The 20168-nt window shown below is 38.1% G+C and carries 20 protein-coding genes; 18 read left to right on the top strand and 2 right to left on the bottom strand.

What is annotated here, in order from left to right:
- The first annotated feature begins 29 nt into the window (after positions 1-29).
- The 15 genes from FJR04_RS17835 to FJR04_RS17910 all read left to right on the top strand — a co-directional run bounded on the left by FJR04_RS17835 (position 30) and on the right by FJR04_RS17910 (position 13325).
- Positions 30-716 (top strand): uracil-DNA glycosylase family protein, encoded by a 687-nt coding sequence (locus FJR04_RS17835; RefSeq protein ID WP_168497209.1) that lies wholly within the window; start codon positions 30-32, stop codon positions 714-716.
- 133 nt (positions 717-849) lie between these two features.
- Positions 850-1713 (top strand): Tab2/Atab2 family RNA-binding protein, encoded by an 864-nt coding sequence (locus FJR04_RS17840; RefSeq protein WP_168497211.1) that lies wholly within the window; start codon positions 850-852, stop codon positions 1711-1713.
- A gap of 93 nt (positions 1714-1806) precedes the next feature.
- Positions 1807-3120, top strand: coding sequence for a TldD/PmbA family protein (locus FJR04_RS17845; RefSeq protein ID WP_168497213.1), 1314 nt, complete (start codon positions 1807-1809; stop codon positions 3118-3120).
- A gap of 232 nt (positions 3121-3352) precedes the next feature.
- Positions 3353-4888, top strand: coding sequence for a serine/threonine-protein kinase (locus FJR04_RS26230; RefSeq protein ID WP_254445311.1), 1536 nt, complete (start codon positions 3353-3355; stop codon positions 4886-4888).
- 256 nt (positions 4889-5144) lie between these two features.
- Positions 5145-5393 (top strand): DUF2281 domain-containing protein, encoded by a 249-nt coding sequence (locus FJR04_RS17860; RefSeq protein ID WP_168497215.1) that lies wholly within the window; start codon positions 5145-5147, stop codon positions 5391-5393.
- Positions 5394-5540 carry a hypothetical protein gene (locus FJR04_RS17865; protein WP_254445312.1) on the top strand — a complete coding sequence of 49 codons (147 nt, stop codon included), beginning with the start codon at positions 5394-5396 and terminating at the stop codon, positions 5538-5540. It begins immediately after the preceding gene.
- A 77-nt stretch (positions 5541-5617) separates the two neighbouring features.
- A complete protein-coding gene (locus FJR04_RS17870) occupies positions 5618-5884 on the top strand; it encodes a type II toxin-antitoxin system ParD family antitoxin (RefSeq protein ID WP_168497217.1) in 267 nt (88 codons plus the stop codon).
- Entirely contained in the window at positions 5881-6174 is a 294-nt protein-coding gene (locus FJR04_RS17875; RefSeq protein ID WP_168497219.1) for a type II toxin-antitoxin system RelE/ParE family toxin, read from the top strand. Before FJR04_RS17870 ends, FJR04_RS17875 begins: the two co-directional genes overlap by 4 nt.
- A 179-nt stretch (positions 6175-6353) precedes the next feature.
- On the top strand, positions 6354-6623 hold the full coding sequence (locus FJR04_RS17880; protein WP_168497221.1) for a hypothetical protein: 270 nt from the start codon (positions 6354-6356) through the stop codon (positions 6621-6623).
- Entirely contained in the window at positions 6620-7018 is a 399-nt protein-coding gene (locus tag FJR04_RS17885; protein WP_168497223.1) for a type II toxin-antitoxin system VapC family toxin, read from the top strand. Before FJR04_RS17880 ends, FJR04_RS17885 begins: the two co-directional genes overlap by 4 nt.
- A 265-nt stretch (positions 7019-7283) precedes the next feature.
- Entirely contained in the window at positions 7284-8642 is a 1359-nt protein-coding gene (locus FJR04_RS17890; RefSeq protein ID WP_168497225.1) for a protein kinase, read from the top strand.
- 31 nt (positions 8643-8673) lie between these two features.
- Complete coding sequence (locus tag FJR04_RS17895) at positions 8674-11286, top strand: chloride channel protein (protein ID WP_168497227.1); 2613 nt, start codon at positions 8674-8676, stop codon at positions 11284-11286.
- A gap of 80 nt (positions 11287-11366) precedes the next feature.
- On the top strand, positions 11367-11756 hold the full coding sequence (locus tag FJR04_RS17900; protein WP_168497229.1) for a hypothetical protein: 390 nt from the start codon (positions 11367-11369) through the stop codon (positions 11754-11756).
- 3 nt (positions 11757-11759) lie between these two features.
- A complete protein-coding gene (locus FJR04_RS17905) occupies positions 11760-12203 on the top strand; it encodes an NUDIX hydrolase (RefSeq protein ID WP_168497231.1) in 444 nt (147 codons plus the stop codon).
- A 57-nt stretch (positions 12204-12260) separates the two neighbouring features.
- Positions 12261-13325 (top strand): AI-2E family transporter, encoded by a 1065-nt coding sequence (locus FJR04_RS17910; RefSeq protein ID WP_168497233.1) that lies wholly within the window; start codon positions 12261-12263, stop codon positions 13323-13325.
- 27 nt (positions 13326-13352) lie between these two features.
- On the opposite strand, the gene FJR04_RS17915 is transcribed toward FJR04_RS17910, so the two are convergent.
- A complete protein-coding gene (locus tag FJR04_RS17915) occupies positions 13353-14021 on the bottom strand; it encodes a 2OG-Fe dioxygenase family protein (protein ID WP_168497235.1) in 669 nt (222 codons plus the stop codon).
- 149 nt (positions 14022-14170) lie between these two features.
- The gene (locus FJR04_RS17920) at positions 14171-15286 is read right to left on the bottom strand and encodes a diguanylate cyclase domain-containing protein (RefSeq protein ID WP_168497237.1); all 1116 of its coding nucleotides are present in this window, start codon (positions 15284-15286) and stop codon (positions 14171-14173) included.
- A gap of 315 nt (positions 15287-15601) precedes the next feature.
- Between FJR04_RS17920 and sfsA the strand changes: the two genes are divergently transcribed.
- From sfsA to galT, 3 genes are all read left to right on the top strand, one after another.
- Positions 15602-16327 carry a DNA/RNA nuclease SfsA gene (sfsA, locus tag FJR04_RS17925; RefSeq protein WP_168497239.1) on the top strand — a complete coding sequence of 242 codons (726 nt, stop codon included), beginning with the start codon at positions 15602-15604 and terminating at the stop codon, positions 16325-16327.
- A 680-nt stretch (positions 16328-17007) separates the two neighbouring features.
- On the top strand, positions 17008-18870 hold the full coding sequence (locus FJR04_RS17930; protein WP_168497241.1) for a glycoside hydrolase family 2 protein: 1863 nt from the start codon (positions 17008-17010) through the stop codon (positions 18868-18870).
- On the top strand, positions 18849-19949 hold the full coding sequence (galT, locus tag FJR04_RS17935; protein ID WP_168497242.1) for a galactose-1-phosphate uridylyltransferase: 1101 nt from the start codon (positions 18849-18851) through the stop codon (positions 19947-19949). Before FJR04_RS17930 ends, galT begins: the two co-directional genes overlap by 22 nt.
- The last annotated feature ends 219 nt before the right edge of the window (positions 19950-20168 follow it).

Raw genomic sequence — 20168 nt, forward strand, 5'->3', positions numbered from 1 at the left:
AATATACTGGAGTTGCCAGCTACTATCCCATGCAGAACGAAACTCAACTTAGCCTCTTCGACGACTCTAGCCTCAATCAACAAGAACTAATTCCTAGAGATGCAAAAATCCCCATTCCCTCTGGAACTTACGCCAATATAGAAGACTTAGGAAAACACTGTAACATCTGTCAGCGATGTGCATTAGCCCAAAATCGTACTCATGCTGTAGTGGGACGTGGTAATCTCCAAGCTGAAATTATGATTATCGGGGAAGCACCAGGCAAAAACGAAGATGAAACAGGTTTACCATTTGTAGGTAGATCAGGGCAATTACTAGAAAACATATTAGCATCCGTAAAATTAAGTACAGAAAAAGATATATATATTGCGAATATTTGCAAGTGTAGACCACCAGAAAACCGTGTACCCAGCACGGAAGAAGCGGCAGCTTGTAAACCGTATTTATTCGAGCAAATTCGCCTAGTTGACCCCAAAATTATTCTTTTAACAGGTGCAACTTCTGTTAAAGGTGTAATTGGTGACAAACGACCGATTACTAAAATTCGTGGTCAGTGGATAGAGTGGGAAGGACGTTTATGTATGCCAATTTTTCATCCTTCCTACCTACTGCGTAATCCTTCACGGGAACAAGGAAAACCTAAATGGCTAATGTGGCAAGATATACAGGCAGTGCGGTCTAAGTTTGATGAACTCCAGAACAAAGACAAAAATTAAAACTTGAAAATTAGTCAACCATAGACTACAACCAACAAAATTGTAGACAGCAGTAGAGGACTTAAACCCTTGAATTTACGGTAAAGTTAAAAAATAACAAAATATCAAATCATCAGATTTTTACCACTAAAACATGGGCAGTATTTGGGAACTCGATTTTTACTCTCGTCCAATTCTGGACGAAAATCAGAAAAAAGTGTGGGAAATGTTAGTGTGCGAAAGTCCGGCCGATATTGGTACACAGACAGATTCTCTGTTTCGCTATGCTAAATATTGCCCCAGTACCCAAGTAAATTCGGGTTGGTTGCGGACAGCGATACAGGAAGCTATGGAAAAAGCCGGTTCAACACCCATCAAAATCCGCTTTTTTCGTCGCCAAATGAATAACATGATTACAAAATCCTGTGAAGATGTGGGTGTACCCGCAGTACCAAGTCGGCGGACATTGGTTCTCAATCAATGGATAGAACAGCGCATGAAAGAAGTTTATCCCCAGGAACAGGGATATCAAGGAGTTGCTAATCCTTCTGTGCGTTTAGATAGACCTTTACCCCAGCGATTACCAGATGCGTTGGAAGGAAAACAGTGGGCGTTTGTGACTTTAGACGCAGGGGATTTTGCAGAAATGCCAGAATGGGAAATTGGCTTTGGTGAAGCTTTTCCCCTAGAGTTGGCGCAATTATCCCCAGAAACTCGGATTCCAGGGATTTTGATTTTCTCACCAAGGGCTTTACCTATAGCAGGTTGGATGTCTGGTTTAGAAATGGCTTATTTGCGGTTTGACACCAGTGAAGGCAACAGATTAATTTTAGAAACAGGGGCTACAGAAAGTTGGATTGTGGCTAATATCCGTACTCCCGAACTCTTAGCAGAAGCACAGGGCTTTGCAGTAGCTAAGGAACAAGCCAACGGAGTACATTTTATTGGTGTGCAGTCTGATCCTCAAGCCCAGTCTTTTGCAGGATTTTGGTTGTTACAAGAAATTAATTTACCATGATAAAAAACTGTAACTGTTTATGACACGCTAATGGGATAATGGTCTGCGTCTATTAAGCGGTTTATATCCAAAATCCATAATTCATAAAAGGACATGGGTTCTGTAAATTTGTTACAAGATACACTGGCGGAACAGCTACTAGAACTTGCCCTCAAATCTGGTGCTGAGGCTGCGGAAGTGTATCAGTCGCGATCGCTTTCTCGACCAGTATTTTTTGAGGCCAACCGTCTCAAACAACTAGAAACCAGTCAAGCTGAGGGTACAGCCCTGCGGCTATGGCGGGATGGTTGTCCCGGTTTGACGGTGGCTTATGGCGATGTTGATCCCCAAGCTATGGTGGAGAAATCTTTGGCACTTAGTCAATTAAATCCACCGGAAACAGTAGAATTAGCGAGTCATGCCGGGCAATCCTACCCAGATTTAGGCACATCTGTATCCGTAGAGATGTTGATTAAATGGGGCAAAGAAGCGATCGCTTTAATTCGTGATGTTTATCCAGATATTCTTTGTCATAGTGACTGGGAATGTGATGTAGAAAATACCAGACTCATCAACAGCAAAGGCTTAGATTCTCACTACACCGACACCACACTTAGCTGCTATATGTCAGCGGAATGGGTGAGAGGTGATGATTTTCTCAGTGTTGCTGATGGACAAACTCAACGCTTTGAACTCCACCCGGAGAAAGTAGCTAACCAAATTTTACAACGATTAAATTGGGCGCAAGAAAACGTTCCCAGTCCTAGCGGTCGTTGTCCTGTATTGTTCACTTCTAAAGCAGCAGATATGCTGTGGGGAACTGTGCAATCGGCTTTGAATGGTAAACACATCTTGGAAAAAGCTTCTCCCTGGGTGGATAGATTAGGTAAACCAGTGATTGCACCCACTCTTAGCCTTTACCAAAATCCAGAAGCAGGTCCCTATAGCTGTCCCTTTGATGATGAAGGTCAACCTACCCAATCCTTGATATTTATCGAGAATGGGATTTTACGGAATTTTTATAGCGATCGCACCACTGGACGACAATTAAACAGTGGTAGCACTGGTAACGGTTTTCGTCCTGGCTTAGGTAGTTATCCCACCCCTGGGCTATTTAACTTCCTGATTCAACCCGGTAATCTTTCGCTCATAGACTTGATTAGGAAGATGGATGATGGCTTAATTATCGATCAAATGCTAGGTAGTTCTAGCGGGTTATCTGGTGATTTTTCCATCAATGTAGATTTAGGCTATCGAGTCAAAAACGGTCAAATCATTGGCCGCGTCAAAGATACGATGGTAGCAGGTAATGTCTACACAGCCCTTAAACAATTGGTGCAATTAGGTGGCGATGCCGATTGGAATGGTTCTTGTTATACACCATCTTTGATAGTAGAAGGACTATCCATCACGGGTAAAAATAATTAATATGGCAATAAGCTGTTGTGCATTTAGTTTGTATAATTCTAGCGGGCAAGACTTCGACAAAGCTCAGTCCGAGGATGCCCACACCACAAAGTTCAACTAAATTGTAGTTATCAAATTTATCTGCATCACAGCTTATTTAGCTACTTTGAGAAAATGCTGTAACGGTTCTCAGAAATGATACAACGATAAGGATATATTGAAATTAATCTCCACCGTATCTAATATCAAAGGTATGATTATTTGGCAACCAGGACAGCACATTAATAACGATAGATTTATCATTCAAGGTAAACCATTGGGTAGCGGTGGTTTTGGTATTACCTACAAAGCTTTAGAACCCAGCACGGGTAAATTATACGCAATTAAAACCCTCAACCAGCAAATGCAATTGCGAGAGGACTTTGCAGAACAACAGGTTAAGTTTATTAACGAAGCCTTGACAATTAAAGGTTTTGATCATCAGCACATTCTCAAAGTCCATGAAGTCATCCAATCAGGTGAGCTTTTTGGCGTGGTGATGGAATATATTGATGGAGTAACTTTATTTCAATATATTCGACAAAAGGGACAACTTGCCGAAAGTGAAGCACTATTATATATAGATCAAATTGGTCAGGCTTTAGAATATATTCACGCTAAAGGCAGTTTACACCGGGATATAAAACCCCAAAATATTCTTTTGCGCCAAAATAAACAAGAAGCAGTTTTAATTGATTTTGGTTTAACTCGCAGTATTGCTATAAGTAGTATGACTGAAGATAAAACTCCTGGTTTTGCACCTATTGAACAATATCGTCGTAAAGGTAATTTTGGACCCCATACAGATGTTTATGCTTTAGCAGCTACTTTATATTATCTGTTAACGGCTAATGGATTGAAAAAAGACGGTGAAGTTACTCCTGTACCCGCACTCAACCGGAAATATGATAATGAACCTTTACCCGCACCTAAACATTATAATTCTGGTATTAGTCAGAGGGCGAATAATGCGATTTTGCAGGGTATGGAAATAGAACCGGAAAACCGCACTACAACAGCATTAAAGTTTCGGGAAAATTTGGGTTTAGTTAATATCGAACAAACAAAACCACCAACCCAAATTCAACCAGATTGTAATAATACTCAACCTCCAGAAACAACACGAAAAGCATCAACCTATACTCAACCTCCAGTAACAAAACCAAAAGCATCACAATCAAAACCAAAATCACAACCAGTAACCAATATATCTCGTCGTCGAATTTTGCAAGTTTTGGGTTTTGTAGGTGTAGGATTAGGGTTTACAGTATTAGGAAAAAATATTTTAGAATTTAATAATAAAACAACTATAAAATCTGGTCAAATACCTCCTGAGTCTAAATACTATCAACTAAAAAACTACCTCGCAGCAGGAAAATGGAGGGAAGCAGATGAGGAAACCAGACAGGTAATGTTAGCGGTTGCAACTAATGAAAACATTGATAATTTACCCTGTGAAGACCTGCGTACTATTGACCAATTGTGGGTAAAATACAGTAATGGTAAATTTGGGTTTTCTGTACAGAAAAAGATTTATCAAGGTTTAGAGGATGGTACGTTTCACATTTATGAGAAGTTTGAGGATAAGGTAGGATGGAGAAAAGGAAGAGCTTATATTTTTGACGAAAAAGCACCTGAAGGCCACCTCCCTGGGATTATAGGCGGTTACTTTCATCGTATGAGGGCGGCCAGTAGGATTGAAGGTAAGTCTCTATCATCTCTCTCTCGCGTCGAGACTTGTGAACTGTAGCATTTAAGGGTTACAGAAAATTATTAAGTCTGAATCAGGATATCCAGGATTAAAGGATTAACAGGATGGTAATTTATAGATGGTTTAAATTATTCAAAAACAATCATTCAAAAACATCCTGAAAATCCTCAAATCCCAGACATCCTGATATGGCTACGCCACGCTTCGCTATCAGACAAATAAAAACCTGTAGTATAATAAAGGCTAAATCATCTACTAAACACAAAAATCCACATCCTGAAAATCCTTATTAATTATGACCATTGCTAAACAGATTTACGAACTTGTTAAAACCCTTCCCCAAGATAAAGCTGAGGAAATTTTGAATTTTGCTGAACTTATCTGTAGTAAAAATTTGAATAGTAATCAACTTGTTAATGATTCTGCAAATCTTTCCTGGAAAGAACTGGTTTATTCACTTGCGGGAACTTGGAAAGATGACTTTCCTTGTTTAGAAGAAATTCGCAGTGAAGCAGGAGAAGATATTTTGCGGGAGAGTCTCTAAATGTATGTTTTGGATACCAACACCTTAATTTATTATTTTAAAGGTCAAGGACAAGTTGCTCAAAACCTTGCTAAAATACCTGCTCAGGAAATTATTATTCCGACAATTGTTCTCTTTGAATTACAAGTGGAAATTGCTAAATCATGAAAATCCTTTAATGCTGGATCTCTTGATTTGTGACAAATAAGTTTATAATGAAAATTATCAGTTATAGGAAATAGACAATGAATATTACCCTAAAACCAGAACAAGAACAGTTTATTCAAAACCAGTTAGCTCAAGGGAGATTTCCTAATGCTGAAGCCGTCATTAATCAAGCTCTACAACTCTTACAAGAAAAACAACGAGAATATGAAGACTGGGTAGAAGATGTGAGAGTTAAAGTCAATGAAGCCGCAGCAGAATTAGAACGAGGGGAAGGAGTTCCTTTAGAAACAGTTGTTGAACAAATACAGGCCAAATTTCGTCATGCGCGTGAGGAGAAAAAATGAATCAATGTTTGATTTCACCTCAAGCAATTCGAGATTTAGATAGCATTTCTGAATATTTTTTAAACAGAAATATTGAAGCGGGAGAAATACTCTTTCAAGATTTTACAAAAAAGTGTGAAAATTTACTGCAATTTCCTAACATGGGACGCAGTTACGAATATATAAGACAAGGAATGCGTGGACTTCCTTTAAATGGTTACATCATTTTTTATCAATTGGTTGATAATAATGTTGAAATTCTCAGAGTTGTGAGTGACCATCAAGATTTAGAAGCTTTATTTGCAGAATAGATAGTTTATTAATTGAGATTTTTGATTATCACCTAAATAATATCCAAAAAAGTTCTCACATCACAAAAATTCTGACATCAAAAAACCTCACTCTCAACCCACATCCTGTAAATCCTCAAATCCTGGATATCCTGATTCTGACAGTAATATAATATAGATATAATTTGCACTCACAGCCTATGCAATCCCTAAATATCACATTACCAGATACATTAGCAAATGCTCTCAATAGCTATATCAAAGATCAGGAAAATGTGTTACCTGCTAATGATATTATTGAAAATGCGATCATCGAATTTCTGGGTCAACGGGGTTATTTACCTCCAAAAAAAACAATCAACTTTACTCCTGCAACTCAGGGAAGTGGATTTTTGAATACTTCGGTAAATCATGATCAAATTCTCGCGGAACAAACATATTCACAATCATTGCCACCTAATACACCTTGAGAGCTATAATTGCCGACACTGGACCACTTTATGCTGCTATAGATGTAGATGATCAATATCATCAGCGTTCAAAAGTTCAAATACAAAGAATCAATGCAGAAAACTTAACAATCCTACTTTCCTTTCCTGTTTATCTAGAAACATATAATCTTTTGCTATATCGTCTGGGAACTGAACAAGCAATTAGTTTTGCTAAAGATTGCATAGGGTCAGTTTATTTTATCAACCCTTCCCAAGACCAATATATAGCAGCAACAGAAAAAGCTGCTCGTTTTCCAGATCAGAAAATTACTCTTTGTGATGCTGTCACTGCTATTTTATCTGAAGAAATGAAGTTACCAGTATGGACTTATGACTATCATTTTGATGTCATGCAGGTGCAGGTATGGCGTTAAAATTGACTTTATCCTGTAAATCCTCAAATCATGTACTTTGACTCCGCTCAGTAACCATATATCCTGATTCTGACAAAAATACTTTTGGGAAACCAAAACCCTATATATATGGGCGCACAGTTTTCCACTATACTTAAATAATAACAAAAACTCGGAAACTTGTCAAGAGTATTTTTAATAATTTTACCGTTTTTTTTACCCAAGCTCCTCGGCAAAAATCCCCAACCTATGTAAAATAAGATATCTCTATAAAAAATTATCAAATATGCAATCTACCATTACTCTAACTATTACCACAGGGAAATTATCAGGTAAACAATATATATTCGACAGTCGCACCACTTGTTTAATTGGTAGAAATGATGATTGTTATTTATCAATTCCCGACGAATTTGATAAACGGGTTTCTCGCTATCATTGTTTATTAGATATCAACCCTCCAGAAATCAGAATTAGAGATTTAGGAAGTTTAAACGGGACTTATATTAATAATACAAAAATTGGTGGTAGACAATCTCACCAAAATGCCGAAGAAGCTGCTAAATTAAACTTTCCCGAATACGATTTACAAGATAGTGATCATATTACTTTAGGTGATACTGTCTTGCGAGTTAATATTGAAATTCCACAACCAGTTAATCAACCTCCTGATATTAAAACTCCTGAATTTGTAAAACCACTAGAAGTAAAAGCGAAAACAAAGCTTTTTGATGTTATTCAAAAATTAATCAAACTAGCCATAGGTGGAGAAAGAAATTTAAAAGCATTACTCAATTATCAAATAATCAAATCTATCGGTAAAGGTGGTTTTGGTGAAGTTTATTTAGCGCAACATTCCCAAACGGGTAAATTTGTGGCTTTAAAAGTGATGTTACCTGCAGTTGCTGAAGATGATAAATCTGTACAAATGTTTCTAAGAGAAATCGAAAATCTCAAAGCTTTAAAACATCAAAATGTTGTGGAATTTTTTGATTATGGTTATGCAGAAAACCTATTTTTCCTAGTCATGGAATATTACGAAGGTGGGAATGTTGATGATTTAATGCAGCAACTTGGCGGAAAATTACCTGTAGATATGGCATTAGGAATTATTTTCCAAGTTTTAGACGGTTTAATCTATACCCATAATGCCGAAATTCCTTATGTTAAATTAGCAGACGGTGGTTATAAACCAGGTAAAGGTTTAGTTCATCGTGATTTAAAACCAAGTAATATTTTTCTCTCTAATATTGATGGTAAACTAACAGCAAAAATCGGTGATTATGGTTTAGCCAAATCCTTTGATTTAGCTGGTTTAAGTGGACAAACTTTCACAAAAATGATCGGAGGTACACCTGGTTTTATTCCCCGTCAACAGGTACTTAAATTTAAAAATTCCCAACCTGATGTAGATGTTTGGGCAAGTGCAGCTTGTTTATATAATATGTTAACAGGATATTTTCCCCGTAATTTTACAAGTGATCCTTTTATGGATGTTTTAGAAAATGATCCTGTACCCATTCTGCAACGGAATGGAAATATCCCCCAAAAATTAGCCCAAGTGATAGATTTAGCTTTAATTGAAAAGCCACAAATATATTTTGATAGTGCTGAAAAATTCAAGAAAGCGTTAATTTTAAACTAAAATTAAAATTTTAAAATTAAACTTAAAATCTATGATTTCCTTGGCGTTGCTAACCAATCACTTGCGGAACTTTTGGCAACCTAGAAGGGGTTTAGCCATAGCAGAAGCTTCTATCATTGGGATAGTGGCCGCTTTATCTGCGGTATTACTCAAACAGGGTTCGGGGTGGTTGGGAACATGGAGAGTGCATACAACCCAAATTTTACCCGCATGGATAACCTTACCCGCTATTGGCGTAAGTTTGGGGTTTTTCTCTGGTTGGTTAGTACAGCGATTAGCACCAGAAGCTGCTGGTAGTGGGATTCCCCAAGTCAAAGCTTCTCTCGCAAATGTGCCAATAAAATTATCATGGAGAGTAGCTTCTGTCAAGTTAATCAGTGCAATTATTGCCTTGGGTTCAGGATTAACTTTAGGAAGACAGGGTCCTACAGTTCATGTCGGTGCGGGGTTAGCAGCGGGAATGAGTCGCTTAGTTCCCACATCTCCAGATCACCGCCGCCAGATGATTGCAGCGGGGGCTGGGGCTGGTTTAGCAGCAGCTTTTAATGCACCTCTAGCAGGGGTGCTATTTATTATTGAAGAGTTATTACAAGATTTATCAGGTTTAACTTTAGGAACTGCAATTATTGCGTCTTTTATCGGTGGCGTAATTTCTCGGTGGTTGGGTGGTGGTAGTCTACAACTAGATTTGAAATTAATTGACTACTCTAGCACTTTTTCCCTATTAGAAATTCCCGTTTTATTAATTTTGGGAGTTTTAGCAGGTTTATTTGCAGCTTTATTTAATCGGGGATTAATTTTTAGTATTCACGCTTATCGTCGTTTACATATTAGTTTACCTCTGCGGGCGGCTTTAGCTGGTTTGGCTTCTGGTTTGATCATTGCTTTACTTCCTGAATATTTTCGAGATAATGCAGGTTTGCGGCAGTATATGATTGTTAGTGAACCGAATATTCCTGTAGCAGCGATCGCTTTTATTGCCCAATTTATCTTAACTTTAATTGCCTTTGGTTCAGGCGCACCAGGGGGATTATTTGCACCTAGTTTAATTTTAGGTTCTTGTTTAGGACACATTATTGGTGTATGTGAATTGCAAACATTTGGATTTGGTTCACCTACTACCTACGCATTAGCAGGAATGGGGGGATTTTTTAGCGCCGTTTCTAAAGTTCCGATGACGGCTATTGTTATTGTTTTTGAAATGACTACAGATTTCAATTTAGTATTACCATTAATGGTGGTATCTGTAACTTCTTATTTAGTAGCGGAGAAGGTTGTCCCCGGTTCACTTTATGACAAACTTTTAAAACTAAATGGCATTATTCTCAAAAAAGATGCGCCAATTGAAGGGATATTAACACAGTTAACGGCTAATGATGTGATGCAGCAACGGGTGGAAACTTTAGATGCAGAAATGACAGGAGATGAAGTTATTCAAGCTTTTTCTTGTTCCCATCATCGCGGGTTTCCTGTAGTTGAAAATAATAAATTAGTGGGATTAGTTTCCCAAACAGACTTACAGAAAATTCGCAATCATCTATTACCGAATGAAACTTTTTTAAAAGAGATTATGACACCCCAACCGGTGACAGTATCACCAACAGATAGATTAAGTCATGTTCTCTATTTATTAGATAGATATCAAATTAGCCGCTTACCTGTAGTAGATGGAAAAAAACTAATTGGGATTATTACCCGCGCCGATATTATTCGCGCCGAAGCAGATCATCTTAATGGAGAAAATGGTGTAACAGGTCCCCAACCAGAACCTTCTTATTTAGTTTACCAAACGCGATCGCCTAGTATTGGGAGAGGGAGATTATTAGTTACTATTGCTAACCCAAAAACCGCCCCGGCGTTATTAGAAATGGCTGCGGCAATTGCCCGCGATCGCCATTATGAAATAGAATGTTTACAAATTATCCTTGTATCCCGTCATAGTTCTCCAGCGGAAACACCAGTAAAAACCGGAAAAAGTCGCCGCTTACTCCGACAAGCGGAAGTATTAGCCAAAAAACTGCACATTCCCATTCATACCCAAATTCGTGTCGCCCATGATATCGCCCAAGCAATTTTAGAAACCACAAAAGAACGACATATAGACTTAATTTTTATGGGTTGGAAAGGAAATACATCTACCCCAGGCAGAATTTTTGGTAATGTGGTAGATACCATTATTCGCCAAGCAAATTGCGATGTTGTTTTAGTTAAATTAGGTGATAATTTCGATTCCCATCAACAATTTAAACGGTGGTTAGTACCAATGGCTGGGGGACCAAATGCACCAATTGCAATTAAATTATTACCAGCTTTAGTGACAATGGGAAATGATATAGAAATCAGGCTGACTCAGGTAGTTAAACCTTGGGAAGTCGAACCAGATATGACAGTTTTAGAAGAATCTACTCGTCAATTAATGCGTCATCGCAACTTACATAGTAACATCGTTGCTGCATCTTTACAGGCAGAATCAGTTGCAACTGGAGTAATTGAGTTAGTCCAAACTGAAGGTTTCGATGTTGTAGTTTTGGGTGCTTCCCGCGAGGGATTATTACAACAAGCAATTCAAGGGAATATTCCTGAAGCGATCGCCTCTGGTGTTGATAGTACAGTAATCTTAGTTAGAAGTGCTATGCAGGAGTAATTGCCCCTAGATAAGACGTAATTTAGTAAAATGGGATAAAATTGATAATAATGTGAAAGTTCGCTGAATCCATAACGTTTATGCAACAAATAAAAATTTCTAGCGGGGGATTATTTTCAGTAGTATTATCTTTTTCCTTTATCACAGGGCTTTCTGCTTGTAGTAACGGGGAGACTTCGGGTATCAATTTTAAAAATTTAAATATTGGTGCTAATGTTACACAGATTCAAAAAATCACCCAACAAGATCAAAACAATACAGTTTATATTCAAGGTAAAGTAGAAAAAACTGCTTCGTTAATCAAACAAAAAGCATATCAAATTAATGACTCAACTGGAAAAATCTGGGTGATCACTAATCAAGGTAATTTTCAAGTTGGAGAACAAGTAGTATTAAAAGGTAATGTCCAATACAAAAGTATTCCTTTGGCTGGTAAAGAATACGGGGAAATTTATTTAGAAGAAAAGTAATTTATGACTAATCAATTAGTTCATGTAGCTATTGCCATTCTCTATCAAGAAAATAAATTTTTAATGCAACTAAGAGATAACATTCCTAATATTATAGCTCCTGGTTGTTGGGCTTTTTTTGGAGGACATATTGAACCTGGTGAAACACCAGAAATAGCAGTTAAACGAGAAATTATGGAAGAGATTGGTTATGAGTTAACCTCTTTTACAAAATTTGGACTTTATAGCGATGAAAAAGTTGTTCGTCATGTCTTTCAAGCACCATTGTTAGTACCAGTAAATCAACTCGTACTTTCTGAGGGTTGGGATTTAGATTTGTTAACACCAGAAGATATCCATAAAGGTGAATGTTATTCTGCAAATGCAGGAGAAGTAAGACCTCTAGCAACTTTACCTAGAACAATTATGCTAGATTTTATCAAAACTAGAAGAATCATCTCTACTTAATGAAAAGCTTGAAAATGTTCAAGATATTTAGCAAAATTGAAATTATTAATAAATCCCATGCAACCAGTTAACAATCTACAAAATTTACCAAAATGGCTAAATATAGGATTAGCTTTTCCTGTAATTCTTCTCAACGGATGGTTATTAATTCAATTTATTAACTATTTCCAACCATTAGTTAGCGTTATTTCTGTAGCTATTCTCTTAGCTTTTGTTTTAGATTATCCTATTAAACTTTTACAAAAACGTGGAGTACCTCGTAGTTTAGCGATTGTAGTCGTATTACTTTTATCTATTATCCTTTTAGGGGCTGTAGGTGTTATTTTAGTACCACTAATTCTCGAACAATTGAATGAATTAGCTAATCTTCTTCCCTATTGGATTGAGTCTGGAACTCAACAAATAGAAGCTTTACAGAATTGGGCAGCCACACAACAGCTACCAGTAAATTTAAGTGGATTAGCGGGTGAAATTTTAGGAAAAATATCCAGTCAACTGCAATCTTTTACGGGGAAAATTCTCGGTTTTGCTTTTGATACGATTGGAAATTTAGTTAATTTACTAATAGCGATAGTTCTGACTATTTATCTAGTCTTGAATGGTGAACGGTTATGGGATGGAATTTATCTTTGGTTTCCTCCTAAAAGTGCTAAAAAAGTTAGAGAATTACTCCGGGAAGATTTTAATAACTATTTCATTGGGCAAGCTACATTAGGTGCTATTTTAGCTGTAACAATCACATTGGCATTTGTAGTTTTACGAATTCCTTTATCACTTCTTTTTGGATTGGGAATTGGTTTATTTTCTCTATTCCCATTTGGAACAGGTATTGGTATTGGTATTGTGAGTTTATTAGTATCCTTAAAAGACTTTGGTTTGGGGTTAGAAGTTGCTGCTATAGGTGTAGCTATTGACCAAATTAATTCCAATATTATTGCCCCACGTATTTTAGGAAATTTAACTGGTTTAAATCCTGTTTGGGTGGTAATTTCTTTATTAATAGGGGCAAAATTAGGAGGTGTATTAGGTGTATTAGTTGCTATTCCTCTAGCTAGTTTTATTAAAGATATTGCTGATACTTGGCGTAATGGTGAATTGAATAAAACCTCTATTGAGAATTGATAAATGTTCTCCCTTGTTTTGTAAAAGTTAATCAGAAATTAAACTAGGAGAAGTAATTACAAATACATCTCTAGTTCCCACACCTGAATTTTGGGGTTTTATGGGAGTGGTAAAATGGAAAAAATCATGGTCATTAACTAAAATTATTTCTCCAGGTTGGAGAATTTTATTAAACACAGGCTTTGTTTTTTTAGCATTATATAAATGGGTTTCTCCACCTTGAATATTATCTCTCCCTACGGCAAAAATGCCAATAAAATCACTACCATCTTGGTGAATACCTTCAGGGGCAGGATTTCCTAAATTATTGGGTGAACAGGTGGTTCTAATTTGATGAACACCAATTTCTGCTTCTGGATGCAATTTACATAAATCATAAAATGCGAAAACCAGGTTCTTAAAAATTTCCAGTTCTATGAGTGCATTATCTAATTCTGCAAACTCCCTTTTAATATTTCCTAATAAGGGATTGTATTCTCCACTTTGTAATAAATATCCGTGTGGAAGTTTCAGCAATTCATCTCCAGAAACTATAAATCGGGATAACCTGCGGGAACGATATCTACCCTTAATATAAGGATCAATTGGTAAATCCTCAAAAAATGGCTGAAAACCTTTAGTATTAATGGAGTTGACTTTTCTGAGGGTAAACAGAAAAGCATATTCTAATTCCGTATAGCGTGAGATTTTTTGCATAGGATTTTTCTCCTTGCATTGGTAAATCCTGTTACCTTTTTAGATAGGTTAGGATTTTAATGTTTATTATATTCAACTCTGAAAAAAATATCGTAAATTTGACTACAAAAATCAGCTATTTTTGATGTAAATTAGACTTTGTGCGTGGTTTAATTATCCTTTCGTGATTGATACACATGAATTTGGGCGAGAGTAATCAAATCATCTAGGGGAAGATGCGGCTTAGATTCATAGTCTTGAACACCTACGTTGATAGCTAGATAAAAGGGGTATTGTTTACTTTCATTTAATTGGCTAAGAGCATTTTTTAGTCGCTCTTTGATAGTGTAACAATCAGGATCACAACCCTGCGCCAGCACTACAAATTCAGCTTCTTCCAATCGTCCTATAGTATCAGAATTCCGGCAGATGCGTTTTAGTAATCTAGCTGTGGCCAGGATAGCATCATCACCATATTCTTGACCCCAGATATCTTGAATATTTTTGAATCCCTCTATTTCGATAAATAGGATACTAATATTGGTACGCGATCGCTTGGCTAACCGAATTTGTTGTTCAGCTAACAGAAAAAAGCCGCGGCGGTTGTGCATTCCTGTCAATTCATCTGTCAGGGAAAGAAGGCGGACTTCTGCTTCTAAAACTTTGCGTGTTTGCGTTTCTTTTTGCAAGAGAATGTTAGTAGTTTCTAGGGTTGTGGTGCGATCGCGTAATCGTCTCTCTAGTTCTGAATATGCCTGGAAATTTGCCATTGTTGCCAATGTAATATCAGCGAGGGTTTGTAGTAATCTTAATGTTTCTATGCTGGGTTCATGGTAGTTTTGCCAATAAGTACCGATAGAACCCATTGGTTTTTGACTACAAAGAGAAACCATCATCATACTTTTGACAAAAGTAGTTTCATAAAAATTACGAATAAGTCTGTCATCACTATATACATCAGCAATCATGACAGGCTGACAATTTAGCATTACCCAACCTGCAATAGAGTGATTGAGGGGAACGCGCTGACCTTTCCAAAGGGGCGCAATAGCATTCTCCTCAGCATAGTAACAGAAGCCATGATCTAGAAGTACAAAAGTTGCGCCATCGGATTCTGTGATTTTTCGGGCTGCGACTAGGGCTATTTCCATAATTTTATTGAGGGAACGAGCCTGAAAAAGGTCTTGAGTGACTATTAATAAATACTCCAACAAATGAGAATAATTACTATTCATACCATCAGTTGATAGATTGCAGCTTAGTGGATACTCATATTCTTGACTCATAACTTTCTTTTAGTAATAATTATTTTTTCATGCAATGCGGAATTCCCCACCTTCAATGTAATCATAAGGTGGGGATTCTGATAAGATATTCATGCCTTGACCACGAACTATACGTAAGGCTTGCTGATAGTGTAGCGTATAATTCCTACGTTGTCACATAAGTTATAGCCATATCGTATAAGACTAAACCCATTATCAATCAATAGTTTTAGAGTAATATTTGCGATCAATCCTAAAAATCAAGATACATTAAGGTAGTGTAAACTGCTGACTAAAGAAGAAATTGTTAATACTGTCTAATTCTTATCTAGAACAATGATTGATTGCCTCTATAATTATCCCCAACTATATCCGGGAATTTTACTCAAACGCTACAAGCGATTTTTTGCTGATATTCAATTAGACTCTGGAGAGCTAGTAACAGCCCATTGTCCTAATACAGGTCCCATGACGGGAGTTTCTACTATTGGTAGTGCTGTACAACTTTCTAAAAGCGATAATCCCCAGCGCAAATTAGCTTATACCTTAGAATTAATCCAAGTCACTGATTATGCCACAACTTGGGTAGGTGTAAATACAGCTTTACCTAATCGGGTGATCAAGTTAGCTTTGGAGAAACATTTATTTCCTGAATTGGGTGAATATGAGCAGGTTAAGAGTGAAGTCGTCTATGGAAAAGATCGGAAAAGTCGGGTAGATTTTTATCTGACGGGTAGTGCTGAACAAAAGCCAATTTATTTAGAGGTAAAAAATACAACTTGGTCACAAGCAAGTTTAGCATTATTTCCCGATACAGAAACAACTAGAGGTCAAAAACATTTACGGGAATTAATGGAAGTTTTACCCACCAGTCGGTCAGTAATGCTGTATTTTATTAACCGAGGTGATTGTTTAGAGTTTGCACCAGGGGATACTACAGATCCTGTATATGGTCAGTTACTAAGGGAAGCAATTAAATTAGGTTTAGAAGTCTTACCATGTCGGTTTGATGTTTCTCCAGAAGGTATTCGTTATTTGGGTTTAGCTAAACTGAAAATTTAAATACCTATTCACAGCGTGTAAAAAAGACAAAAAACCATTTTCAATAAGATGTTGAAAATGGTTAAATTAACAACACCAATTCCCAATTCATTTAAATATTAATACTTAAGATCATGAACATTATTAGGAATAATTCTTGAAAAGAGAGACAATACATTTTTAAGGATTTAATGTAGGGGTAGCGCCCCCGTGCCTACCCCGGTATTTGGGGCAACCACAGGGGGTTTGCCCCTACAAAATTGATTGATTTAGGGATTTTTAAAATGTTCAATTTATTTTGCATTACTTATTCTGGTTTTTCTCTGGATGCAATTGCTTTTATTTAGTGATATTTCCAGGAGTTTGATAGCTTTCCTATTTATTTGGCTATCTCTCTTCTTTTATCCCTGAATAGTTACGTTTTTATTATTGTTTTACTTTTTATTCTCGTAATTTCCCAGTGTGGAAAGTGCGTCATTAGTAGTCAAAATTTTAGTGAATATTTTGCTATGACTGGATAAATATTTTGTTTATTTGTGTCATAATGTCACGAGTCGGAAGTCCATAAATGATATTTTGAACCTGCCAGCACTAACGCTGAGAGAGGCTCTTTCAGTTTGCTTTCTAAATTCTTAAATTAGGTTGTTTTCAACCAATAAATACGAAAATACTTTGTTCTGTTGCTAGGGAAGATTTTTTAGATGAAATCGTTAGCTATCGAGAATTTTGACGTTAAATTCACCTCTGAAAATGATAATAAGCAGATTTTGAGTTTTAGAGATCCAGCATATCCACGTCCGCATCTGCGGCGCTCAAACTGGCAAAGTTTGGACGGACAGTGGAAATTCGCTTATGACGATGAAGGTAATTGCTCCCAACCCGGCGACCTTAGCCAATGGACTCATCATATAGAAGTTCCCTTCGCTCCTGAATCTACCAAAAGTGGGATTGGTGATCCAGAATTTCATACCAATTGTTGGTATGAGCGAGAATTTGACACACCTGTTGGGGACGGGAGATTTCTGCTACATTTTGGGGCTGTAGATTATCGGGCGCGGGTTTGGGTAAACGGCCAATATATGGCTGAACATGAAGGCGGACATACCCCATTTACTGTTGATATTACTTCTGTTTTGAATGACACTGGTACAACTAAAGTCACAGTTTGGGCGCAAGATGATCCACACGAACTGGCGAAACCTCGTGGTAAACAAGATTGGCAATTAGAAGCCCACAGTATTTGGTATCCGCGTACCACTGGTATTTGGCAGACTGTCTGGGTTGAGCGTGTAGGGACAACTTATATAGATCACATCCGTTGGACTCCTGACGTTGAACGCTGGGAAATCGGCTGTTTTGCTTCGTTGGCTGGTCATATACCTGTTTCCGGCGTGCAAATGAAGGTGAAATTGAGCGTTGGTGGTAAGGTGTTAGCTAACGATACTTACGAAGTATTCGACGGAGAAGTGAGCCGCCGTATTGCTTTGGCTGATCCTGGTATTGACGACTACCGCAACGAATTACTGTGGAGTCCAGAAAGACCAACTTTGATTGATGCGGAAATTCAGTTGGTGTATAACAACCAAGTGCTAGATGCAGTCAAATCCTATACGGCATTGCGGACGGTTAGTATCCAGCGCGATCGCTTTATGCTCAATGGTCGTCCCTACTATTTACGGCTAGTTCTAGACCAAGGTTACTGGCCTGATTCCCTCATGACTGCACCCGATGATGATGCTTTGCGGCGTGATGTGGAACTAGCGAAAGCAATGGGTTTTAATGGAGTTCGCAAACACCAAAAAATTGAAGATCCCCGATTTTTATATTGGGCAGATGTTCTAGGCTTGTTAGTATGGGAAGAGATGCCCAGCGCCTATCGCTTTACCCATAAAGCTGTAGAACGCATGACCCATGAGTGGACTGAGGTAATCAACCGTGATATTAACCACCCGTGTATTGTTGCCTGGGTTCCCTTTAATGAATCCTGGGGAGTCCCGAATTTAGTTGAAACTGCGGCTCACCGCAATTACGTTTTGGCGATGTATTATTTGACCAAAACCCTTGATCCTTCTCGTCCGGTAATTGGTAATGATGGCTGGGAAAGTACAGATACAGACATTCTCGCTATTCATGACTATGACACTCAACCCCAGCAATTGCTTCATCGCTATGGACCAGAAGTGAAGTTATCAGATTTGTTTGAGCGTAAGCGTCCTGGTGGACGTATCCTCACCTTAGACAATTATCCGCACCAGGGACAACCGATCATGCTGACAGAGTTTGGTGGCATTGCTTATGCACCTGCTACTCAGGCTCAGGCAGATAAAGCTTGGGGATATGAGCGTTGCTTCAATATTACCGAGCTAGAAATGAAGTACGCTGCCCTCCTGGAAACTGTGAATAATATCGAAATGTTCTGTGGCTTATGTTACACCCAATTTGCGGATACATTCCAAGAAGCTAACGGTTTATTGTACGGCGATCGCACTCCCAAATTTCCCATTGCAGCGATCCGTGCTGCTACTCTTTCAGGACAAGGATTATGTACTCCCACAGCTTGTTAAAGCCGGATGGACGGCAAATGACTTTATATAGTCGTTGCCCCATTTCTGAAAAGATTACAGCTACTAGCCCCAGTGATGAGCCAGTGCGAGCTAATCCCCATTTACGTTGGCATCCCCTCCGGGGTGAATGGGTAGCTTATGCGAGTCATCGTCAAGGGCGGACTTTCTTACCACCCCCAGAATATAACCCCCTTGCTCCTAGCCGCAACCCTAATTTGCCCACGGAAATACCAGTTGGTAAATATGATGTGGCAGTATTCGAGAACCGTTTTCCCTCGATGATCACAACGGCAAAAAATCCGCCTGATTGCATTGTGGAAACTGTACCTGCAAATGGGGCTTGTGAAGTAGTGGTATTTACTCAAGATGCTAGTGCTTCGCTGTCGTCTTTGACACTGGAACACTTGGATTTAATTTTGCAAGTTTGGGGCGATCGCACGGAAGTTTTAGGTAAAAATCCCCAAATTCAATATGTGCTACCCTTTGAAAATAAAGGTGTAGAAGTTGGTGTAACTTTACACCATCCCCATGGGCAAATTTACGCCTACCCGTTTGTTCCACCTGTGCCTGAGCGGATGTTAGAACAACAGCAGCGGTATTATCAGGAACATCAACGCGGGTTATTAGCGGACTTAATTCAAAAAGAAATTGCTGACAAGCAACGGATAATTTATGAAGATGAGGATGCGATCGCTTTCGTTCCTGTCTGTGCGCGTTACCCCTATGAAGTTTGGGTAGCACCAAAACAACCCGTTGCTACTTTCTCAGATTTAAATCTAGAACAACGTTGGGGACTTGCTAAAGCTTTAAAAACCGTCACTCTCAAATATGATGGTTTGTGGAATCGTCCTTTCCCTTATTTAATGGCTTGGTTTCAAGCACCAACGGATGGTTTAAGACATCCAGAGGCACATTTACACGCCCAGTTTTATCCACCATACCGCACGAGCGATCGCTTGAAGTATTTGGCAGGAACAGAACTTGCGGCGGGGATGTTTGCTAATGATGCGTTACCAGAGGAGAAAGCGAAGGAATTGCAAGCAGTGAGTGTCAATCTCAGAATGCCAGTTTCTGCATAAAGGAAAACAGGTAAATTGAAAAAGGCGCACTTCATAACGAATGCGCCTCACTTTGTTTTTATTAGACACCTGGTGGAAAAATGTAGAGACATAGTATGGAACGTTTCTACAAAAGTTGTGGATAACGTATATTTAATTTCTATCAGATGTCTATTAGACATCTGGTGGAAAAAAATGTAGAGATGTTCCATTTCACGTACAGAGTCTCGTTGAACGAAC

The sequence above is a fragment of the Anabaena sp. UHCC 0204 genome (assembly GCF_009711975.1).
Taxonomy (GTDB): Bacteria; Cyanobacteriota; Cyanobacteriia; order Cyanobacteriales; family Nostocaceae; genus Dolichospermum.

Bases quoted from the DNA above. Each gene is read 5' to 3' on its own strand.
- FJR04_RS17835 (WP_168497209.1), top strand. From the start codon at position 30: ATGCAGAACGAAACTCAACTTAGCCTCTTCGACGACTCTAGCCTCAAT.
- FJR04_RS17840 (WP_168497211.1), top strand. From the start codon at position 850: ATGGGCAGTATTTGGGAACTCGATTTTTACTCTCGTCCAATTCTGGAC.
- FJR04_RS17845 (WP_168497213.1), top strand. From the start codon at position 1,807: ATGGGTTCTGTAAATTTGTTACAAGATACACTGGCGGAACAGCTACTA.
- FJR04_RS26230 (WP_254445311.1), top strand. From the start codon at position 3,353: ATGATTATTTGGCAACCAGGACAGCACATTAATAACGATAGATTTATC.
- FJR04_RS17860 (WP_168497215.1), top strand. From the start codon at position 5,145: ATGACCATTGCTAAACAGATTTACGAACTTGTTAAAACCCTTCCCCAA.
- FJR04_RS17865 (WP_254445312.1), top strand. From the start codon at position 5,394: ATGTATGTTTTGGATACCAACACCTTAATTTATTATTTTAAAGGTCAA.
- FJR04_RS17870 (WP_168497217.1), top strand. From the start codon at position 5,618: ATGAATATTACCCTAAAACCAGAACAAGAACAGTTTATTCAAAACCAG.
- FJR04_RS17875 (WP_168497219.1), top strand. From the start codon at position 5,881: ATGAATCAATGTTTGATTTCACCTCAAGCAATTCGAGATTTAGATAGC.
- FJR04_RS17880 (WP_168497221.1), top strand. From the start codon at position 6,354: ATGCAATCCCTAAATATCACATTACCAGATACATTAGCAAATGCTCTC.
- FJR04_RS17890 (WP_168497225.1), top strand. From the start codon at position 7,284: ATGCAATCTACCATTACTCTAACTATTACCACAGGGAAATTATCAGGT.
- FJR04_RS17895 (WP_168497227.1), top strand. From the start codon at position 8,674: ATGATTTCCTTGGCGTTGCTAACCAATCACTTGCGGAACTTTTGGCAA.
- FJR04_RS17900 (WP_168497229.1), top strand. From the start codon at position 11,367: ATGCAACAAATAAAAATTTCTAGCGGGGGATTATTTTCAGTAGTATTA.
- FJR04_RS17905 (WP_168497231.1), top strand. From the start codon at position 11,760: ATGACTAATCAATTAGTTCATGTAGCTATTGCCATTCTCTATCAAGAA.
- FJR04_RS17910 (WP_168497233.1), top strand. From the start codon at position 12,261: ATGCAACCAGTTAACAATCTACAAAATTTACCAAAATGGCTAAATATA.
- FJR04_RS17915 (WP_168497235.1), bottom strand. From the start codon at position 14,021: ATGCAAAAAATCTCACGCTATACGGAATTAGAATATGCTTTTCTGTTT.
- FJR04_RS17920 (WP_168497237.1), bottom strand. From the start codon at position 15,286: ATGAGTCAAGAATATGAGTATCCACTAAGCTGCAATCTATCAACTGAT.
- sfsA (WP_168497239.1), top strand. From the start codon at position 15,602: ATGATTGATTGCCTCTATAATTATCCCCAACTATATCCGGGAATTTTA.
- FJR04_RS17930 (WP_168497241.1), top strand. From the start codon at position 17,008: ATGAAATCGTTAGCTATCGAGAATTTTGACGTTAAATTCACCTCTGAA.
- galT (WP_168497242.1), top strand. From the start codon at position 18,849: ATGTACTCCCACAGCTTGTTAAAGCCGGATGGACGGCAAATGACTTTA.